The sequence below is a fragment of the Vibrio sp. SCSIO 43155 genome (assembly GCF_023716605.1).
GTDB classification, from domain to species: domain Bacteria; phylum Pseudomonadota; class Gammaproteobacteria; order Enterobacterales; family Vibrionaceae; genus Vibrio; species Vibrio harveyi.
Genome location: NZ_CP071853.1, coordinates 700,019 through 723,247, shown reverse-complemented (window position 1 = coordinate 723,247; position 23,229 = coordinate 700,019). Strand labels below are relative to the sequence as shown.

1 protein-coding gene is annotated in these 23,229 nt (G+C 49.3%); it reads right to left on the bottom strand.

Annotated features, from left to right (window positions below; all coding sequences use genetic code 11):
- Positions 1 to 97: 97 nt before the first annotated feature.
- Positions 98 to 23,095, bottom strand: coding sequence for a tandem-95 repeat protein (locus J4N44_RS20325; protein ID WP_252045667.1), 22,998 nt, complete (start codon positions 23,093 to 23,095; stop codon positions 98 to 100).
- Positions 23,096 to 23,229: the final 134 nt, after the last annotated feature.

Sequence of the window (23,229 nt, the reverse complement as noted above, 5' to 3'; positions counted from 1 at the left end):
AAGCTCATAGAAAGAAGACCAACAAAAAAGCCATGCAAAGTAGGCTCTGCATGGCTTTGGTTTGGGCAGCAATGACACTGCCCTCGTCTAGGACTGCTTACATTGAGCTTTGGTCGAAATCGTTGCCTTGGTCAGTACCCGTTTGAGTATCCGAGTCGAAGCTGCCAGAGTCGTCCGTGAAGTCAACACCTTGATCTTGACCTCCTGCACTTGTCCAGTCACTGCCGCCAGATTCCATACCCGCCATGTCTGGCTGCTGATCTTGAGCAGAACCTTGCATGGTGTATTGATCATCGACTTCAACTTCAACTGTGCCACTCGCACCTTCTACCGCGCTGCCCAATTCGTCGTAACCTTGGAATTGGATTTCGCTCGTACCTTCGTAACCTTCTGGTAAGTCAACCGATACTGGTTGGTTCAGGTTGCCACTTAATGTGAAGCTGCCATCGCCATTATCCAGTGCGTTGCTTACTGATGCACCATCAGGTAGACCGGACATTTCTGCATAATCCACCGATTCGTTACCACTGACCTCATCTGGAACCGAGATAGAAATGGTATCGCCTGGTGCTGCAGTCACATCAGCTGCGCTCTCCTCTTCACTGTCTGCACCGTTTGTTGCTTGCTCTTCAGGCTGTTGCGCTTCGCCGACTTGCTGCTCTGATGATGCTTGAGCAGTTTGGATTTGTGGCTCGTCGCTTTGCGCTGAATCGTCCGCAACTTGGATGCTCAGATTCTGAGTCGATACTTCACCGTTGTCGTTGACCTGAACATCCATAGCCAAATTGCCATCGAAGTCATCATTCGGCCAGTATGTCCACTCTTCATCACCTGATTTCGCGAAGAAACCAGCATCGTTTGCATCGGCAACATCCAACACTTCTGCTGAAGGGCTAATGCCAAGCTCATCAATCAACTGTGCTTCCGTTAGTGTTAGTGAACCATCATCAGCGAGTGCGTAGCCTTCGCTGGTAGTAGTTTCACCCTCACCTTGGATGTCGACATTAAAGAAGCTCTCAATGCGGTTTTCACCGTCAGTTGCGATAAAACCAACTTGAACATCTCCGGTGTAGCCTTCTGCTGGTGTGAATTGGTAGTTACCTTGGTTATCGGTCTCTATCACACCTTGACCTTCCATTAGACTGACTGACTCAATGCTCAAGCTGTCGCCTTCTGCATCGCTCAAGGTCGATAGCATGTCGTCATTGGTGAACGACAAGGTGCCATCCGCTGCCATTTCTGTGGTAGAAATGCTGTCGATTTCTGGAGAAGCATTCTCTTGTGGTGCGTCTTCTTTCACGACCACACCTGTTTGCTCATCATGAAGCACACCGTCTTTATCAATCACATAAGCGATATCCGCTTCACCAGTAAAGCCTGGTGCTGGATTGAATGTCCATGTGCCATCACCGTTATCGACAATCTCACCTTGGCTGCGATCAGCTAGGTGAACGAATTTCACTTCATCACCCGCGTCAGCGTCCACATTCTCTGCCAATCCGATTAGGTCATCTGCGGTTAGGATAACGGACTCACCCGCTAGGGTTTCGAAGTCACCTGAATCGATACCATCTTCGAACTCTTCTGGCTCGTCACCATAATCCACCGTTGTTGCGGTCACGGTTACGAAGAACTCGCCATTAAAGTCAGCCGGAGGCGTCATTTGCAAGTCTGAAATATCCCACTCGTTCAAGTCGATGTATTGACCCGGTTCCGTAATGGTAATGGTGTTCACACCATCCGTAACTTCGAAGCCAACAGGGAAACCAGTCATCACTAGGTTACTTAGCGTTTCTGAATCGTCGATTAGACCGACATTCAAGCCTAGGTGACCCGTTTCGTCCTCACCGAACACTAACGGACCATCATGGTCGGTTGTGATGACCGCGCCATCTGCAACAGGGCGAACAAACACTGGTACATCAAGTACTGTTTCAAACTCACCGTCACTTACCACAACTTGCAAGTCAGAAACCCCTGCAAAATCGCCAGTCGGTGTGAATGTCCAAGTACCGTCACCGTTGTCCGTTACCTCACCACCATCTTCACCTTCTGCGGTGATAATGCGTGATACGACTAGGTTTTCAGTGTCGATATCGCCAAACAAGTTCATCAGGTCGCCCGCGTCGAAGGTGAATGCGCCATCCTCGTCGGTTGCCATAAAGGCATTACCCACATTGAATGGAGCATCGTTGACTGGAATAACATCCACATTCAACGAGCCTTCAACCACTTCTTCACCATCCGTAGCGGTATAGCCCAGTTCCACCAAACCATTGAAGTCTTGAGTGGTTACCAAGTGGTACATACCATCTGGCTGCTGAGTTAATGTCGCATTTGCAGGAGCACGAACCGTGATGCTTTCTACGCTGATTTCGTCACCATCAAGATCCGTAACTTGATCAGCGATGTAAGCAGGGTCAATCACCATGACCACATCTTCTTCGCCTTGCATCTGGATGGTTGGCGCTTCTGGTGCATCGTTAACCGCTTCGACGTTTAGATTGCCTTCAACCGGCGTAACTAAATCACCATCGCTGACGCCGAACGACATTGGCACATCACCATTGAAGTTCTCAGCCGGAGTGAATGACCAAGTGCCATCACCGTTGTCTAGCAAGTCACCGTATTGCTCATCAATCACTAGGTCGACAGCAGACAGTTCGTCGTAGGTGTTATCGATGTCTGTCGCGTTAGCAAGCAACATGTCCTGCGTGATAAGAATGGTGGTATCTTCGGTGCCAGCAATATTCACTGGCGTTGATTGCGGCGCATCGTTAATTGGGTTCACCGTTAGGTCAACGCCCACTTCCACGCTTGCACCATCGTTATCAATCAAGTCGAAGCTTAGGTCGATATCGCCATTGAAGTTCGCATCAGGCGTAATCGTAAAGCTACCATCTTGGTTCTCAACAACGGTTGCATTGGCTACCGCGGTTAAGTTCACTGCTTCTAGATTATCGCTGTCGACGTCACCCGCTTGAGCCAGTAACTGCTCTTGACTCAATGTGATTGAACCGTCTTCATCGACGCTGTAAGCCAAGTCGCCAGATACCGGAGCATCGTTGACTGGCAATACATCAATGTTCGCGTTGGTTGTCGCAGTTGCACCGTCTTCATCTGCGACGACTACGTCTAGGCTTACGCCACCGTTGAAGTTTTCATTTGGTGCGAAGCTGTAAGTGCCATCGTCATTCGCCGTTAGAATGCCGTCGCTACCACTGTAAGAGACGCTTTCTAGGCTCACGTCGCCTTCCACGTCACTTGATTGCGCTAGCAGTTGCTCTTCCGTGAAGATAATGACTTCGTCTTCATTAACAGAGTAACTTGTCGCACCTGCGATTGGTGGATCGTTCACCTCAAGTACTGTGATACCCGCAGTGGTTGAGTCTGTCGCACCCTCTTCATCGACAACTACAACGTCTAGGCTAACCTCGCCATTGAAGTTCTCGTTTGGAGAGAAGGTGTACGTACCATCGCCATTGTCTTGGAAGACGCCATCGTTGCCACTGTAAGTCACACTACTGATGTCTACGTCGCCTTCAATATCCGACGAATTAGCCAGTAGTTGCTCGTCACTGATGGTGATCGAGTTGTCTTCATGTACTGTGTAAGACGTGCTGCCCGCCACAGGTGGATCGTTCTCCGGCGTCACACTCACATCAATGTTGGCAGAGGTTGTATCCGTACCGTCTGATACATCAAACGTGAAGTTCACGTCACCGTTGAAGTTCTCGTTCGGTGCAAAGCTGTAAGTGCCATCACCATTATCGGTTAGGACACCGTCTGCACCTGTGTAGGTCACGCCTTCAACTGTTAGGTTGTCACCTTCTACATCCGTCGCGCCTGTTAGCAAGTCCGCATCTGTAAAGGTAAGAATACCGTCCTCACCCACAGTGAACGCTTGGTCTTGTGGCTCTGGAGCGTCATTGACTGGTGTCACCGTTAGATCGAGACCAGCCGCGACCACTTCTTCGCCATCCGTGACATCGTAACTAAACTCAATGTCACCGTAGAAGTTCTCGCTCGGAGTAATGGTGAAGCTGCCATCCTCGTTCATTTCAACCGTTGCATTTTCATCATTGGTGCTCAGGTTGATTGCGCTTAGGTCGTCACCATCAATATCAACGGCATGCTCAAGTAACTGCTCTTGAGTTAGCGTAATGCTGTTGTCTTCTGCAGTGACTGCGCTGATATCACCCGTTACTTCTGGTGCATCATTGGTTGGCGAGATATGAATCGTCACATCTTGCGTCGCTGTCGCCGTTGTACCTGTATCCACATCTGTAGAGGTTGCGTTCACGGTTAGCGTCACATCGCCATTGAAGTCTGCAGAAGGAATAAACTCTAACCCTTCTAGCTCGCCTGGTTGTAGTGACCAAGTGCCGTCGCCATTATCAACACCTGCTGATAGTGAGCTGCCTTCTGGCACATCTTCAATCAAGATAGCGAGGTTTTCTGAACCATCGGTATCTGTTAACGCGGCATCGATATCAAGCGGCACTGGCGTATCTTCGGTACCAATGATTTGGTAATCCGCGTCCGCTACCGTGATTTCGATGTTGTCGATACCAAACGACTCATCCCAAACGTCTTGATTCAAGGTTGAACCGAAGCCAAGTTGCAATTCACCATCCTCGACAGGAACCGTCAGATTGATTTGGTGAGCTTGGTCGTTCCAACCACTGAAGCCTTCACGTTGAGAGGCTCCGTGGATCACTTCACCCACTTCATTTCCATCTGAGTCGTAAAGCGTTGTCGTGCCATCTTGAGTACGGAACGCGGAGTTCTCCAAGGTGGTTAGCTGTTCGCCGCCGACAAAGATTTGGAACGACTCGCCATCCCATGAATCAATTTCGTAGAAGCTAAACGAAATATTCACTTCGTTGACATCGCTTGGGATCTCGTAGGTTTTGCTGACCGCTTCATCACCGCCAGTGCCACCAATACGACCCAGCATGTCGCCCGTTTCGAAGCCTTGTGAGCTCTCAGTGTTCGCGTTCCAACCGTTCGATCCAGACTCGAAGTTATCAGAGGCAATCACCAAGTCCGAAGCAATCGACAGCTCTGGCATATCAACCACTGATTGAACATCAATGTTCGCTTCTGCTGGAACCGTTGCGGTGCCATCGTTGACATCAAACGTCACGTTCACGTTGCCATCGAAGTTTTCGTTTGGCGCGAAGGTGTAAGTGCCATCACCGTTATCAACCAAAGTACCGCTGTCAGAGGCAACGTTTTCAACCGTTAGATTATCACCATCGATATCACCTGCATTTTGCAGCAGTTGCTCTTCGGTAAAGGTGAAGCTGGTGTCTTCTTGCGTAACAAACTGTGGCTGACCAACCGTTGGTAGGTCGTTCACTGGGTTCACAGTCAGATAGGCAGTGGCTTGAATGGTGGCATCACCGTCCGTAATGTCAAAGCTCAGATCAATGTCGCCATTGAAGTCTGCATCCGGTGTGATAGTGAAGCTACCATCGTCATTCGCAACAACGGTCGCATTGCCATCAACAGTCAGGTTGGATGCAGTTAGGTCGTCGCCATCCACGTCGCCGGCTTGAGCAAGAAGTTGCTCTTGGCTGAGAGTGATAGAACCATCTTCATCCACGCTGTAAGCCAAATCACCTGATACTGGCGCATCGTTGACTGGCAATACATCAATGTTTGCATTGGTTGCTACCGTTGCGCCATCTTCATCGGTCACGACAACATCTAGGCTGACATCACCGTTGAAGTTTTCGTTTGGTGCGAAACTGAATGTGCCATCGCCGTTATCGGTAAAGATACCGTCGGAGCCACTGTAGCTGACGCTATCAATCGCGACGTCACCTTCAACGTCAGAAGCATTCGCCAACAGCTGCTCAGAGCTAATGGTGATGACTTCGTCTTCGTTCACTGAGTAGCTAGTTGCACCGGCAATTGGTGGATCGTTTACCTCAAGTACTGTAATACCCGCGGTGGTTGAATCCGTTGCACCGTCTTCGTCTACCACAACAACATCTAGGCTGACTTCACCATTGAAGTTCTCGTTTGGCGAGAAGGTGTAAGTACCGTCGCCATTGTCTTGGAACACGCCATCTGCGCCGCTGTAGCTGACGCTGTCGATTGCTACTTCGCCTTCGACGTCAGATGAGTTAGCCAATAACTGCTCGTTACTGATGGTGATCGAATTGTCTTCATGCACCGTGTAAGACGTGCTACCTGCCACCGGTGGATCGTTCTCTGGCGTCACACTTACGTCGATATTTGCGGTCACGGTATCCGTGCCATCAGAAACATCGAAGGTAAAGTTCACGTCGCCATTGAAGTTTTCGTTTGGCGCGAAGCTGTAAGTGCCATCACCATTGTCGGTTAGGACACCATCTGCACCAGTGTAGCTCACACCTTCTACCGAAAGATTATCGCCATCGATATCCGTTGCACCATCAAGCAGATCTTCATCAGTGAACAGCAAGACGCCATCTTCACCAATGGTGAACGCTTGATCTTCTGGCTGTGGTAAGTCGTTAACTGGATTAACCGTTAGGTCAGCCGTTGCAACAATAGTGTCGCTGCCATCATTGATGTCGAACGTGATATCAATGTCACCATTGAAGTTCGCATCAGGCGTAATGGTAAAGCTGCCATCATCGTTTGCCGTAACCGTTGCATCACCGTCAACCACTAGGTTAGATGCGGTTAGCGCGTCGCCTTCTACATCCGATGCTTGAGCAAGAAGCTGCTCTTGGCTAAGCGTAATTGAATTGTCTTCATCGACACTGTAAGCCAAGTTGCCCGATACTGGCGCATCGTTGATTGGCAATACATCGATGTTTGCGTTAGTTGCCGCAGTTGCACCGTCTTCATCAACAACCACAACATCTAGACTAACATCGCCATCAAAGTTGGCGTTTGGTGCGAAGCTGAATGTGCCGTCGCCGTTATCGGTAAAGATACCGTCGGAGCCGCTGTAGCTCACGCTATCAATCGCAACTTCACCTTCAACGTCAGAAGCGTTCGCCAACAGCTGTTCAGAGCTAATGGTGATGACTTCGTCTTCGTTCACTGAGTAGCTAGTCGCGCCTGCAATTGGTGGATCGTTCACCTCAAGTACTGTAATACCTGCGGTAGTTGAATCCGTCGCACCGTCTTCATCGACTACGACAACATCTAGGCTCACTTCGCCATTGAAGTTCTCGTTTGGCGAGAAGGTGTACGTACCGTCACCATTGTCTTGGAACACACCATCTGTTCCGCTGTAGCTAACGCTATCAACCGCGACATCTCCTTCGACGTCTGATGAATTCGCCAGTAACTGCTTGTCACTGATGGTGATCGAGTTGTCTTCATGCACTGTGTAAGACGTGCTGCCTGCCACCGGTGGATCGTTCTCAGGCGTGACTGTCACATCGATATTCGCGGTCACGGTATCCGTGCCATCAGAAACATCGAAGGTGAAGTTCACGTCGCCATTGAAGTTTTCGTTTGGAGCGAAGCTGTATGTGCCGTCACCGTTGTCGGTTAGGACACCATCTGCGCCAGTGTAGCTCACACCTTCTACCGATAGGTCATCACCATCGATATCCGTTGCACCATCAAGCAGATCTTGGTCAGTGAAGGTCAACACGCCATCTTCACCAATGGTGAACGCTTGATCTTCCGGCTGCGGCAAGTCATTAACTGGGTTAACGGTTAGGTCCGCCGTTGCAACAATAGTATCGCTGCCGTCGTTGATATCAAACGTGATATCAATGTCGCCATTAAAGTTCGCATCTGGCGTGATAGTGAAGCTACCATCGTCGTTTGCCGTAACCGTTGCATCACCATCAACCACTAGATTAGATGCGGTTAATGCGTCACCTTCTACATCCGATGCTTGAGCAAGAAGCTGCTCTTGGCTCAGTGTGATTGAGTTGTCTTCGTCGACACTGTACGCCAAGTTACCCGAAACTGGAGCATCATTGATTGGCAGAACATCAATGTTTGCCGCCGTCGAAGCGGTCGCACCATCTTCGTCCACGACTACAACATCAAGATTCACTTCACCATTGAAGTTTTGGTTTGGTGCAAAGCTGAACGTACCATCACCATTGTCGGTAAAGATACCTTCACTGCCACTGTAGCTCACGCTATCTAGTGCTACCTCACCTTCAATATCGGAAGAGTTTGCCAACAACTGTTCTGCACTGATGGTGATGACTTCATCTTCATCAATGGTGTAACTGGTAGTGCCTGCGATTGGTGGATCGTTCACCTCAAGAACGGTAATACCCGCTGTCGTTGTATCAACCGCGCCGTCCTCGTCAACCACGACAACATCTAGGCTAACATCGCCTGTAAAGTTTTCGTTTGGTGAGAAGGTGTAAGTACCATCGCCATTAATTTCTAGCACACCGTCGTTACCGCTGTAACTCACGCTGCTGATCGCAACATCACCCTCGATATCCGACGAATTAGCCAGTAGTTGCTCATCACTGATGGTGATCGAGTTGTCTTCATGTACTGTGTAGGACGTGCTGCCTGCCACCGGTGGATCGTTCTCTGGCGTCACACTCACATCAATGTTGGCAGAGGTTGTATCCGTACCGTCTGACACATCAAACGTGAAGTTCACATCGCCATTGAAGTTCTCATTCGGTGCGAAGCTGTACGTGCCATCGCCATTGTCGGTTAGGACACCGTCCGCGCCAGTGTAAGTCACACCTTCAACTGTTAGGTTGTCACCTTCTACATCCGTCGCACCTGTTAATAGATCTGCATCTGTGAAGGTAAGAAGACCGTCCTCACCCACGGTGAACGTTTGATCTTGTGGCTCTGGCGCGTCATTCACTGGTGTTACTGTTAGATCGAGACCTGCGGCGACCACTTCTTCCCCGTCAGTCACATCGTAGGTGAACTCAATGTCACCGTAGAAGTTCTCGCTCGGAGTAATGGTGAAGCTGCCATCCTCGTTCATTTCAACCGTCGCATTTTCATCATTGGTGCTTAGGTTGATTGCGCTTAGATCATCACCATCGATATCAACAGCGTGCTCCAGTAACTGCTCTTGAGTCAGCGTAATGCTGTTGTCTTCGGCAGTGACTGCGCTGATATCACCCGTCACTTCTGGTGCATCATTGGTTGGCGAGATATGAATCGTCACATCTTGCGTCGCTGTCGCCGTGGTTCCGGTATCCACATCTGTAGAGGTTGCGTTCACGGTTAACGTCACATCGCCGTTGAAGTCCGCAGAAGGGATAAACTCTAGTCCTTCTAGCTCGCCTGGTTGTAGTGACCAAGTGCCGTCGCCATTATCAACACCTGCTGATAGCGAGCTGCCTTCTGGCACATCTTCAATCAAGATAGCGAGGTTTTCTGAACCATCGGTATCTGTTAACGCGGCATCGATATCAAGCGGCACTGGCGTATCTTCGGTACCAATGATTTGGTAATCCGCGTCCGCTACCGTGATTTCGATGTTGTCGATACCAAACGATTCATCCCAAACGTCTTGATTCAAGGTTGAACCGAAGCCAAGTTGCAATTCACCATCCTCGACAGGAACCGTCAGATTGATTTGGTGAGCTTGGTCGTTCCAACCACTGAAGCCTTCACGTTGAGAAGCTCCGTGGATCACTTCACCTACTTCGTTACCGTCAGAATCGTAAAGCGTTGTCGTACCATCTTGAGTACGGAACGCGGAGTTCTCCAAGGTGGTTAGCTGTTCGCCGCCGACAAAGATTTGGAACGACTCGCCATCCCAAGAATCGATTTCATAGAAGCTAAACGAAATATTCACTTCATTGACATCGCTTGGGATCTCGTAGGTTTTGCTGACCGCTTCATCACCGCCAGTGCCACCAATACGACCCAGCATGTCGCCCGTTTCGAAGCCTTGTGAACTCTCTGTGTTCGCGTTCCAACCGTTCGAGCCAGACTCGAAGTTATCAGAGGCAATCACCAAGTCCGAAGCAATCGAAAGCTCTGGCATATCAACCACAGATTGAACATCAATGTTCGCTTCAGCAGGAACCGTTGCAGTGCCATCGTTGACATCAAACGTCACATTCACATTGCCATCGAAGTTTTCATTCGGTGCAAAGGTGTACGTGCCGTCACCGTTATCAACCAAAGTACCGCTGTCAGAGGCAACGTTTTCAACCGTTAGGTTATCACCATCGATATCACCTGCATTTTGCAGCAGTTGCTCTTCGGTAAAGGTGAAGCTGGTGTCTTCTTGCGTGACGAACTGTGGCTGACCAACCGTTGGTAGGTCGTTTACTGGATTCACAGTCAGATCGGCAGTCGCTTGAATGGTTGCATCACCGTCCGTAATGTCGAAGCTCAGATCAATGTCGCCATTGAAGTCCGCATCTGGTGTGATAGTGAAGCTGCCGTCATCGTTTGCAACAACGGTCGCATTACCGTCAACAGTCAGGTTGGATGCAGTTAGGTCATCACCATCCACGTCGCCTGCTTGTGCAAGAAGCTGCTCTTGGCTGAGAGTGATAGAACCATCTTCATCCACGCTGTATGCCAAATCACCTGATACCGGAGCATCGTTGACTGGCAATACATCAATGTTTGCATTGGTTGCTACCGTTGCACCATCTTCATCGGTCACGACTACATCTAGGCTGACATCACCGTGGAAGTTTTCGTTTGGTGCGAAGCTGAATGTACCGTCGCCGTTGTCAGTGAAGATACCGTCGGAGCCGCTGTAGCTGACGCTATCAATCGCGACGTCACCTTCAACGTCAGAAGCATTCGCCAATAGCTGCTCAGAGCTAATGGTGATGACTTCGTCTTCGTTGACTGAGTAGCTAGTTGCACCGGCAATTGGTGGATCGTTTACCTCAAGTACTGTAATACCCGCGGTGGTTGAATCCGTTGCACCGTCTTCGTCTACCACAACAACATCTAGGCTGACTTCACCATTGAAGTTCTCGTTTGGCGAGAAGGTGTAAGTACCGTCGCCATTGTCTTGGAACACGCCATCTGCGCCGCTGTAGCTGACGCTGTCGATTGCTACTTCGCCTTCGACGTCAGATGAGTTAGCCAATAACTGCTCGTTACTGATGGTGATCGAATTGTCTTCATGCACCGTGTAAGACGTGCTACCTGCCACCGGTGGATCGTTCTCTGGCGTCACGCTTACATCGATGTTTGCGGTCACGGTATCCGTGCCATCAGAAACATCGAAGGTAAAGTTCACGTCGCCATTGAAGTTTTCGTTTGGCGCGAAGCTGTAAGTGCCATCACCATTGTCGGTTAGGACACCATCAGCACCTGTGTAGGTCACACCTTCTACCGATAGGTCATCGCCATCGATATCCGTTGCACCATCAAGCAGATCTTCATCAGTGAACAACAAGACGCCATCTTCGCCAATGGTGAACGCTTGATCTTCTGGCTGTGGAAGGTCGTTAACTGGATTAACCGTTAGGTCTGCCGTCGCGACCAAGGTGTCAGAACCATCACTAATATCAAACGTGATATCAATGTCACCATTGAAGTTCGCATCTGGTGTGATGGTGAAGCTGCCATCGTCGTTAGCAGTTACTGTCGCATTACCATCTACAAGCAAGTTTTCAGCAACAAGGTCATCGCCGTCCACATCGCTCGCTTGAGACAACAATTGCTCTTGGCTCAATGTAATCGTGTTATCTTCATCTACGTTGTAAGCCAAGTTGCCCGATACTGGCGCATCGTTGATTGGCAATACATCCACTGTGATATAGGTGTCGACTTCTGCGCCATCTTCATCACGAATAGTCACGTCTAGCGATACTTGACCATTGAAGTTCTCATTCGGTGCAAAGCTACAAGTGCCATCGCCATTTACTGAGAAGATGCCATCTGGACCGTCGTAGCTGATGCTTACAAGCTCAACATCCCCTTCGACATCCGAAGCATTCAGAAGCACTTGTGATTCACTGAACGTTAGAACTTGGTCTTCATCGATGGTGTACGCAGTTGGACCTGCGATTGGCGGATCGTTCACCTCAAGTACCGTGATACCTGCGGTAGTTGAATCCGTCGCGCCATCTTCGTCGATTACAACAACATCTAGGCTCACTTCGCCATTGAAGTTCTCGTTTGGCGAGAAGGTGTACGTGCCATCTCCGTTGATTTCTAGCACACCATCGTTACCGCTGTAGCTCACGCTATCAATCGATACATCACCTTCAATATCCGATGAGTTCGCTAGTAACTGTTCATCACTGATGGTGATCGAGTTGTCTTCATGCACTGTGTAAGACGTGCTGCCTGCCACCGGTGGATCGTTCTCTGGCGTCACACTCACATCGATATTCGCGGTCACGGTGTCCGTGCCATCAGAAACATCGAATGTAAAGTTTACGTCGCCATTGAAGTTTTCGTTTGGAGCGAAGCTGTATGTGCCATCGCCATTGTCAGTTAGGACACCGTCCGCACCTGTGTAAGTGACACCTTCTACCGATAGGTCATCGCCATCGATATCCGTTGCGCCATCAAGCAGATCTTGGTCAGTGAAGGTCAACACACCATCTTCACCAATAGTGAACGCTTGATCTTCCGGCTGCGGCAAGTCATTAACTGGGTTAACCGTTAGGTCCGCCGTTGCAACGATAGTATCGCTGCCATCGTTGATATCGAACGTGATATCAATGTCGCCATTGAAGTTCGCGTCAGGCGTAATGGTAAAGCTACCATCGTCATTAGCCGTAACCGTCGCATCACCGTCAACCACTAGGTTAGAAGCAGTTAGTGCATCACCTTCTACATCCGTTGCTTGTGCCAACAATTGTTCTTGGCTTAGCGTGATTGAGTTGTCTTCGTCGACACTGTAAGCCAAGTCACCCGATACTGGAGCATCATTGATTGGTAAGACATCGACTGTGATGTAAGTATCGACCTCTGCGCCGTCTTCATCACGAATGGTCACATCCAACTGCACTTGACCATTGAAGTTTTCATTCGGTGCAAAGCTACAAGTACCATCGCCGTTTACTGAGAAGATACCATCTGGACCGTCGTAGCTGATGCCTACTAGCTCAACATCCCCTTCAACATCCGAAGCATTCAGTAGCACTTGAGATTCACTAAAGGTTAGAACTTGGTCTTCATCGATAGTGTATGCGGTAGGACCTGCGATTGGTGGGTCATTTACCTCAATCACAGTAATGCCAGCAGTGGTAGAGTCCGTTGCACCCTCTTCATCGACAACGACAACATCTAGGCTCACCTTGCCGCTGAAGTTCTCGTTTGGTGAGAAGGTGTAAGTACCATCACCGTTGATTTCTAACACACCATCGTTACCGCTGTAGCTCACGCTTTCAATCAACACATCGCCTTCAATATCCGATGAGTTCGCTAATAGCTGTTCGTCACTGATGGTAATCGAATTGTCTTCATGAACGGTGTAAGCCGTGCTGCCTGCAACCGGAGGATCGTTCTCTGGCGTCACTGTTACATCGATATTTGCCGTCACGGTATCCGTGCCATCGGAAACACCGAAAGTGAAATTCACGTCGCCATTGAAGTTCTCGTTTGGTGCGAAGCTGTAGGTGCCATCACCATTGTCAGTAAGAACACCGTCTGCGCCTGTGTAAGTGACGCCCTCAACAGATAGGTCATCCCCTTCAATGTCGGTAGCGCCTGTTAGCAGATCCGCATCAGTAAAGGTCAGCACACCATCTTCACCAACAGTGAACGCTTGATCTTGTGGTTCAGGCGCATCGTTAACTGGTGACACCAATAACTCAAGGTTGGTAGAGACAACATCATCGCCGTCAGACACATCGAACGTAAAGGTGATATCACCATTAAAGTCCGCATCTGGCGTTAAGGTGTAAGTACCGTCGCCATTGTCTGTGATGGTGATGTTTTCATCATCCGTTGCCAGATTCAGCGCTGTCAGTTGGTCTCCATCCAAGTCACGCGCATTAGCGAGTAAATCTTCTTGCGTAATTAGGATTGAGCCATCTTCTTCAACCATCGCTGAAACAGGCAATGCTTCAGGCGCATGTTCAATGTGGGCACCAGTTGCATTGACGTAGATGGTTTGAGAAACGGTTTCAGAATCATTATTTGATAGCTCTGTTGCCGTTGCCGTTACGTTGATTTCTAGCTGTTGGTTAAAGTCTTCTGGCAATTGAATCTGTAGCTCTTGTTCAATTGCTGTGGTTGGAAGCGTTACAGAACCATCTGGACCTACTGTTACTTCACCGCTGTAGATCTGGCTGTTCACTTCACCGACATCAATGGTGAAGTTGAAGTCGGTGTAATCGGCATCGCCGCCACCGTAGAGATCTTCAAAGCCGTAAACCAGTTCACCGTCTTCGTTCACGGTAGTTCGGGTATGTTCAATGCCATCTTGGTTGAGCTCTGAGCTTGAACCACCATGGAAGACTGCATCACCGAATTGGCTTTGAATTACGGTTTCAGAACCATCAGCGCCAACAAACACGAGTTGTGGGTCAACCGTATCCATGTTCGCAGGAGAGCCATCTGCTGCACGGAACTCGTACTGACCATCTTGCATGGATGCAAAGTCATTGAAGTTATGACCGTTAGGAATCAAGAATAGGTTGAAGCTTTCCCCTTCCGAGATTTGGAAGCTGAACTGATCTTGTCCCGGAACTAGGTCACCACCTCCGCCAACTTGAGATGCATTTTCGTACACCACTTCAACGCCAGTGATGTTGCCATCTTCATCGACTTTGTAGTAACCCGCTGTGTTTTGGTAACCCGCGGTTTCACCTTCAAACGTAACCGTGATTTCAGTATCGTTGAAACTGGTGATACCGTTGTCTTGATCGTTAAGTACCCCTTCGTTGTCGTAGCTGATCACCGAACCTTCAGGAACACCATCAACGGTCACAGTCAGCGTTTCTGACAAGTCTTGGTCAACCAATGCTGCGGCGATGTTCACTTCAACAATACCGCCTGGCTCAACCAAGATTGCTTGGTCATCCACGTTTCGACCGTCGCCATCAGTGATGACTAGGTCTGGCGCATCTGCTACGGCTTCGATATGGACATTAATGTCTTGCTCAACTTCATCAGTACCGTCAGAAACCGTAAAGCTGAACTGCAAGTCACCACTGAAGTGCTCTTCTGGTACGAAGCTAAATGTACCGTCACCGTTGTCCGTTACAGTACCTTCATCACCCGAGTAGTTAATGCTGGTAACGGTGAGGTCATCACCATCAATATCAATCGCACCACTTAGCAGATCTTCTTGCGTGAACAGGATGCTGCCATCCTCTTCAATGTGGTACATGCCAGGCGCAACAATTGGAATGTCATTGACTGGGTTCACCGTCAATGTCATTTCATTGGCAACACTCAATTCACCATCGCTCACTTCATAAGTAAACTCGATGTCTCCATTGAAGTGTTGTGAAGGCGTAACGGTAAAGGTGCCGTCACCGTTATCCACGATAGAGGCATTCGGGTCATTGGTTTCTAGTGCCGTTGCGTATAGGTCATCACCATCTTGATCGCTGGCGTTTTCAAGCAGCATTTCTTGTGTCACGAGGATAGATCCATCCTCGTCCACGTCTGCCACGATTGGTGCTGCTTCTGGTGCATCGTTAACGAACTCAACTTTCAAGTCGATGTTTGCCGCCACCACATCGGTGCCATCGCTCACATCAAACGTGAGGTCAACATTACCAAAGAAGCCCTGCTCCGGCGTTAACGTGTAAGTGCCATCGCCATTGTCTGTCACTTGAACCGTATCGCTTAGGCTCGTCACGTTAACAACAGACAGATCATCGCCTTCGATGTCCGTCGCTTGAGCCAGCAGCTCTGCTTCAGTAATCGTGATAGCTTCGCCATCTTCTGTGGTGAAGGACAAATCAGGCACATCTGGCAGGTCGTTCACTGGGTTAACGGTGAGGTTTAGATCCGCGGCGACGGTTTCGATCGCGTCAGTTACGTCATAAGTAAATTCGATTTCACCAAAGAAGTTTTCACTCGGCGTAATCGTGAAGCTACCATCAGGATTCTCAACGACGGTTGCATTAGGATCGTTGGTCGACAGGTTCACCGCTTCAAGGTTGTCACCATCCACGTCCGTCGCGTTCGCCAGCAAGTCTTCTTGAGTGATGGTAATTGAGCCATCTTCATCGACGACCGCATCAACAGGACCGCTTACTTCTGGACCTTCGTTGACGATCTCAACATCGATCTTCGCAGTGCTTGGTGCGCTTGCTTGACCATCGCTGATGTCGAAGGTCAGGTTCACTTCACCGTAGAAGTTCGAAGTTGGCTCGAAGGTAAAGGTGTTGTCGCCGTTGTCTGTCAACGTACCTTGTGACTGGTCAACAAGCAGCAGATTCTCGATATGCAGAATGTCGCCATCCACATCAGTCGCACCTGATAACAGGTCTTTTGCTTCGATGATGATGGTGCCGTTTTCTAGCATTTGAGTATGCAGCGGCGCACCAGGAACTGGCACATCGTTGACTGGAATAACGGTCAGATCTAGATGGGTATCGACTTCATCGGTGCCATCGAAGACTTTGTAATCGATGTCGACTTCACCATTGAAGTTTTCATTCGGCATAAAGGTGTAAGTGCCGTCGCCATTGTCGACAAGCTCACCGTTATCACCGCTGTAAGAGATATCAGAGATAGACAGCGCATCGCCTTCCACGTCACTTGCATTGGCAAGCAAATCATCCGCGCTAAACGTAATGCCCACATCCTCATCAGTCGACAACACAATCGGACCAGAAACAATTGGTGCATCGTTTACTGCTTCAAAGTTGATGTTGATGATGTTGTCGTCGGTGAGTTCACCATCCGTGACTTGGTAACCAAGCTCAATCTCACCGTAGAAGTTCTCATCTGGTGTGACTGTCCATGTACCATCGCCGTTGTCGGTTAACGTAGCGTGCTCCGCGTTATCCCCCACCAGCTCAAGGTTTTGAATATCAAGAACATCGCTATCGATATCACTCGCTTGTGCTAAAAGCTGTTCTTCTGTGATTACCACAGAGGCAAACTGCGTAGAACCTTCGGTATCAATGGTCACATTTGGTAGATCAGCAGTCAGTTCGATTTCACTGTCACCTTCACGGATATTCAGTTCTACCGTTTCAGTGATTTCCGTGCCATCCACGCCAATAGATGTGAACACCGCTTCATCATGACAAGTTTGCGAAACCGTCATGTTTTGAACCACGTATGTACCGTTACCTTGAATCGTACCTAACTCAAAGTAAGACACCGGCTCGTTCACCGTTAGGGTGTAATCCGTCTCATAGCTACCACGATCTTCTTTGTGGTAAGTCATCGAGTCGATCAAATCACCATCGGAGTTGAATGCGCGAATTTCGACTTCGGTAAAGTGGCGAGACTCTTCCATAAACCAGCCGCCTAGACCATCTAGGTGGAAGCTGATTTCGTTGATGTCTTGACCTTCAACGGTCACAGTCAGTTTTTCATCACCGCTCAAGCCTTGGCGGTCAGTATCGCCAATACCGTGACCAATGTGTGTTTTACCATTCCACGCACCGAGTGGGTCATCATTACTTTGAACGGTAACTTTCAAATCACCATCAACAAACTCACGTGTGTAAGGGTCAACAGCCGTACCCCAATCATCGAGGCTAGCGTTGTCGTCAAAGGTACCAATTTGACTCGTATGCGTACCGTTTGCCAATGCGTCATCGTTTGGAATGAAGCGCACTTCCGTATCTGCAGGCACCTCCTGCCCGACTTCTAACTGTACCCATTCGTCATTTAGATTCGCTTCAATGATGCCGTTTTCAGGGGCTTGGTCGAGACGTAACGCAGGCTCTTCACGCAGAGAAACACCCACTGTTTGGTCTTCTTCCGCTTGAATAAAGATCTCGTCGCCCGCTTCTGGCGCATCGTTGACAGGATTAACGGTCAGATCCAGCGTGGTCAGAACATCATTTTCGCCATCGCTGATGTTGTAAGTGAAGTCCAACTCTCCGTTAAAGTTTTCCGTATGCGTAATCGTGAATGAACCATCATCGTTGGCTACGATCGTCGCATCCGGGTCATTGGTTTGTAGATTGCTGGCAACAAGGTCATCACCTTCAATGTCTGTCGCATTCGCAAGCAACTGTTCTTGCGTGATGGTGATGGCGTTATCTTCATCCACCTCCGCTTGGATACCTGACGTTTCTGGTGCGTCGTTCACCGCGATAACATCGATGCCTGCGGTTGTTGTATCCGTTGCACCATCTTGGTCGATGACCGTAACGTCGAGCGAAATGTTACCGTCAAAGTTCTCATTTGGCGTGAAGGTATATGTGCCGTCGCCATTGTCCACGAAGCTACCGTCGTTACCAGAGTAGCTAACATTCGCCAAGGCTACGTCGCCTTCCACATCAGAAGAGTTGGCTAACAACTGCTCGTCACTAATGGTGATTTGACCGTCTTCTTGAACCGTGTAAGACGTAGAACCTGCAACCGGTGGATCGTTCACTGGTGTCACGCTGACATCAATGAATGCTGGTGTTGAACCTGTGCCGTCAGACACATCGAATGTGAACTGAACATCACCGTTGAAGTTGTCATTCGGCGCGAAGCTGTAAGTGCCATCGCCATTGTCGGTAAGCACACCATCCGCACCTGTGTAGAGAACGTTTTCGATAGACAGATCATCGCCATCAATATCCGATGCGCCTTCCAATAGGTCTGCATCCGTGAACAGCAAGGTGCCATCTTCTTCTACCGTGAACTGTTGATCTTGCGCTTGTGGCAAGTCATTCACAGGATTAACCGTAATATCCAGACCAACTTGTACCGAACCACCATCGTTATCAATGATATCGAAGGTCAGGTCTAGATCGCCGTTGTAGTTTTCATCCGGTGTGATGGTGTAACTGCCATCATCGTTGTATTGAATCGTCGCGTTGTCATCTGTCGATAGATTGATGGCTTCAAGGTTCTCGCTATCAATATCGCCCGCTTTGGCAAGCAGCTGCTCTTGGCTTAGCGTTATTGAGCTGTCTTCGTTGATGGTGTAAGCCAAATCACCCGATACTGGTGGATCGTTGATTGGCAATACGTCGACATTGATGTGCGTATCAACGGTTGCCCCATTTTCATCTTGAATGGTCACATCCAACTGAACTTGACCATTGAAGTTCTCGTTTGGTGCAAAGCTGCAAGTACCATCGCCATTGACGGTAAAGATACCATCCGAGCCTTCATAGCTGATGCCAACAAGCTCTACATCACCCTCGATATCAGATGCGTTGGCAAGAATTTGTGACTCACTAAATGTCAGTACTGAATCTTCGTCAACCGTGTAAGACGTTGGACCGGCAACTGGAGGATCATTCACTTCAATGACCGTAATGCCTGCGGTCGTTTCGTCAATCGCACCTTGCTCATCCGCCACAATCACATCAAGGCTGATATCACCGCTGAAGTTCTCATTCGGCATGAAGGTGTAAGTGCCGTCACCGTTGTCTTGGAATACGCCATCGGTGCCTGAATAGGTCACGCTATCGATGGACACTGCGCCTTCCACATCTGAAGAGTTAGCCAGAAGCTGCTCGTCGGAAATCGTAATCGCATTATCTTCATCAACCGTGTAAGACGTTGAACCCGCAACCGGAGGATCGTTCACTGGAGTGACGCTCACATCCACATTGGCAGGTACGGTTTCAGTGCCGTCAGAAACACCAAAGCTAAAGCTGACATCACCGTTGAAGTTTTCATTTGGTGCAAAGGTATAAGTACCATCACCGTGGTCAGTCAGCACACCATCGCTGCCCGTGTAGCTAATGCCATCAACCGTTAAGTTATCGCCATCGATGTCGGTCGCGCCAGCAAGCAAGTCTGCGTCAGTAAACTGAAGCGTGCCGTCTTCTTCAACACTGAACTGCTGATCTTGAGGAACAGGAAGATCATTAACCGGATTAACCGTTAGATCCGCCGTTGCTTGGATAGTGTCTGTGCCGTCCGTAATGTTGAATTGGATATCAATGTCACCATTAAAGTCCGCATCTGGTGTAATCGTGAAGCTGCCATCATCGTTCGCTGTAACGGTTGCGTTTCCATCAACAGTCAAATCACTAGCAGTCAGGTCATCGCCCTCAATATCAGACGCTTGAGAAAGAAGCTGCTCTTGGCTGAGTGTAATCGCACCGTCTTCATCAACGCTGTAAGCCAAATCACCCGATACTGGCGCATCATTGATTGGCAATACATTCACATTGATGACGGTATCAACTTCTGCCCCATCCTCATCTCGAATGGTCACATCAAGTTGAACTTGTCCGTTAAAGTTCTCGTTTGGCGCGAAGCTGCACGTACCATCATCGTTAACGGTGAAAATGCCATCCGGACCATCGTAACTAATGCCAACAAGCTCTACATCGCCTTCCACATCAGAGGCATTCAACAGCACTTGTGACTCACTGAAGGTCAGAACTGAATCTTCATCAATAGTGTAAGAAGTTGGTCCTGCGACTGGTGGATCGTTCACTTCCAGCACCGTAATGCCAGCAGTGGTGACATCCGTTGCGCCTTCTTCATCAGCGACGACAACATCAAGCGTCACTTCACCATTAAAGTTTTCATTTGGAGAGAAGGTGTACGTACCGTCCCCATTGATTTGCAACACACCATCGCTGCCAGAGTAGCTCACGCTATCAATCGAGACATCCCCTTCTAAATCCGAAGAATTTGCCAACAGCTGCGCGTCAGAAATGGTAATAGAGTTGTCTTCGTGAACCGTGTAAGACGTTGAGCCTGCCACCGGAGGATCATTCACCGGCGTGACGCTCACATCCACATTCGCTGAAACTGTATCTGTGCCATCGGATACATCAAAGCTGAAGTTCACATCACCATTGAAGTTTTCATTTGGCGCAAAAGTGTAAGTCCCATTGCCGTTGTCGGTCAGGATGCCGTCACCACCGTCGTAGCTTACGCCCTCAACCGTTAGGTTATCGCCTTCAATATCGGTAGCGCCAGCAAGCAGGTCAGCATCTGTGAAGATCAGCGTGCCGTCCTCTTCCACGCTGAACTGCTGGTCTTGAGGAACCGGCAAATCGTTGATTGGGTTAACGGTTAGATCAGCGGTTGCTTGAACGGTGTTCGTGCCATCTGAGATATCGAAGCTGATGTCGATATCACCGTTGAAATCTGCGTCCGGCGTGATGGTGAAGCTGCCATCTTCGTTTTGAGTCACCGTCGCATTGCCATCTACCGAAAGATTAGATGCCGTCAGTGCATCGCCTTCCACATCGGAAGCTTGCGACAACAACTGCTCTTGGCTCAAACGAATCGAGCCATCTTCATCCACCGAGTAAGCAAGATTGCCAGATACTGGTGCGTCATCGACTGGCGTGACGCTTACATCAATGTTGGCAGAAACCGTATCTGTGCCGTCGGACACATCAAAGCTAAAGTTCACATCGCCGTTGAAGTTTTCATTTGGCGCAAAAGTGTAAGTCCCATTGCCGTTGTCGGTCAGGATGCCGTCACCACCGTCGTAGCTCACGCCTTCAACGGTGAGGTTATCGCCTTCAATATCCGTTGCGCCAGCAAGCAGGTCAGCATCTGTGAAGATCAGCGTGCCGTCCTCTTCCACGCTGAACTGCTGGTCTTGAGGAACCGGCAAATCGTTGATTGGGTTAACGGTTAGATCAGCGGTTGCTTGAACGGTGTTCGTGCCATCTGAGATATCGAAGCTGATGTCGATATCACCGTTGAAATCTGCGTCCGGCGTGATGGTGAAGCTGCCATCTTCGTTTTGAGTCACCGTCGCATTGCCATCTACCGAAAGGTTAGATGCCGTCAGTGCATCGCCTTCCACATCGGAAGCTTGCGACAACAACTGCTCTTGGCTCAAACGAATCGAGCCATCTTCATCCACCGAGTAAGCAAGATTGCCAGATACTGGTGCGTCATCGACTGGCGTGACGCTTACATCAATGTTGGCAGAAACCGTATCCGTGCCGTCGGACACATCAAAGCTGAAGTTCACATCGCCGTTGAAGTTTTCATTTGGCGCAAAAGTGTAAGTCCCATTGCCGTTGTCGGTCAGGATGCCGTCGCCACCATCGTAGCTCACGCCTTCAACGGTTAGGTTGTCGCCTTCAATATCCGTTGCGCCAGCAAGCAGGTCAGCATCGGTGAAGATCAGAGTTCCGTCCTCTTCCACCTCAAAGGTTTTATCTTCAGGCACTGGTGCGTCATTGATTGGACGAACGGTTAAATCGATAGAACTTGAAACGGTTTCTTGACCATCACTGATATCAAACGTTAAGTCGAGTTCACCATTGAAATCAGCGTCCGGAACCACGGTGAACGTGCCGTCACCATTGTCTTGAACCGATGCATTCGCACCTACTTGGACGTTAGACGCAACAAGGTCGTCGCCATCAACATCACTTGCGTATTCGAGTAATTGTTCTTGCGTGAAGGTAATGGTGCCGTCTTCATCCATGATGTAAGCCAGATCTTGTTCTACCTCTGGTGCATCGTTTTCACCTTCGACTTTAATTTGGAACGTTTCGCTCGTGGTTTCAGAGTCGAAATCATCTTCTACTTGCGTCGTGGTCTCTTCACTGGTGTCTTGAACGTCCACCGCAAAGGTTTCTTCTGTGGTTTCTGAATCTAGGTTATCACCACCTTGTGAACCTTCAGAATCGGATGAAGAGGCACTTGGCGCAGCCGACGTTTGTACAGCTTGTCCTTGTGCTTCATTGCCTTCTGCGTCCGAACCACCTTCAGAGCCAGAGGCATCACCGCCACCAACGGCTTGTGCACCCGCACCGGAAGCCGCACCGCCGCTGCCAGACGCTTCTTCACCAGACCCACCATCTGATGCCACGCTGTCTACCACGTTCGATTGAGCGGCATCCGAACCACCACTACTCTCTGGCGAGTCTTCTTGTACCGCACCACCGGACGCCGAGGCTTCTTCCTCTGTTCCGGCACCACTTGGGTTGTCTTCCATCGCCTGATTGGCTTCGTCTGCTGCATCGGTATTTTCAGCACCCGTCGCTACGGTCGAAGCAATAGTATTCTGTTGGTTTTGCTGATTCTGCTGCTGGGAGGGCGTACCCGCGTCATTGGTTTCCGTTTGTTCTACCGCGTCATTTAGGTCTTTGTTTTGGTTATTTTGGTTGTTGTCACCTGCCATTACAGCCTCCGTTGCCATTAGCTAACTGATCGTGTTTAGAGGCAGTAAAGGACACCATTCTGGAAAACCAACTTTTTTATCCAACTTTTTTCATACTCATGTTGTTTAACCAGAAAGAGGTAAAAAAAATTTGA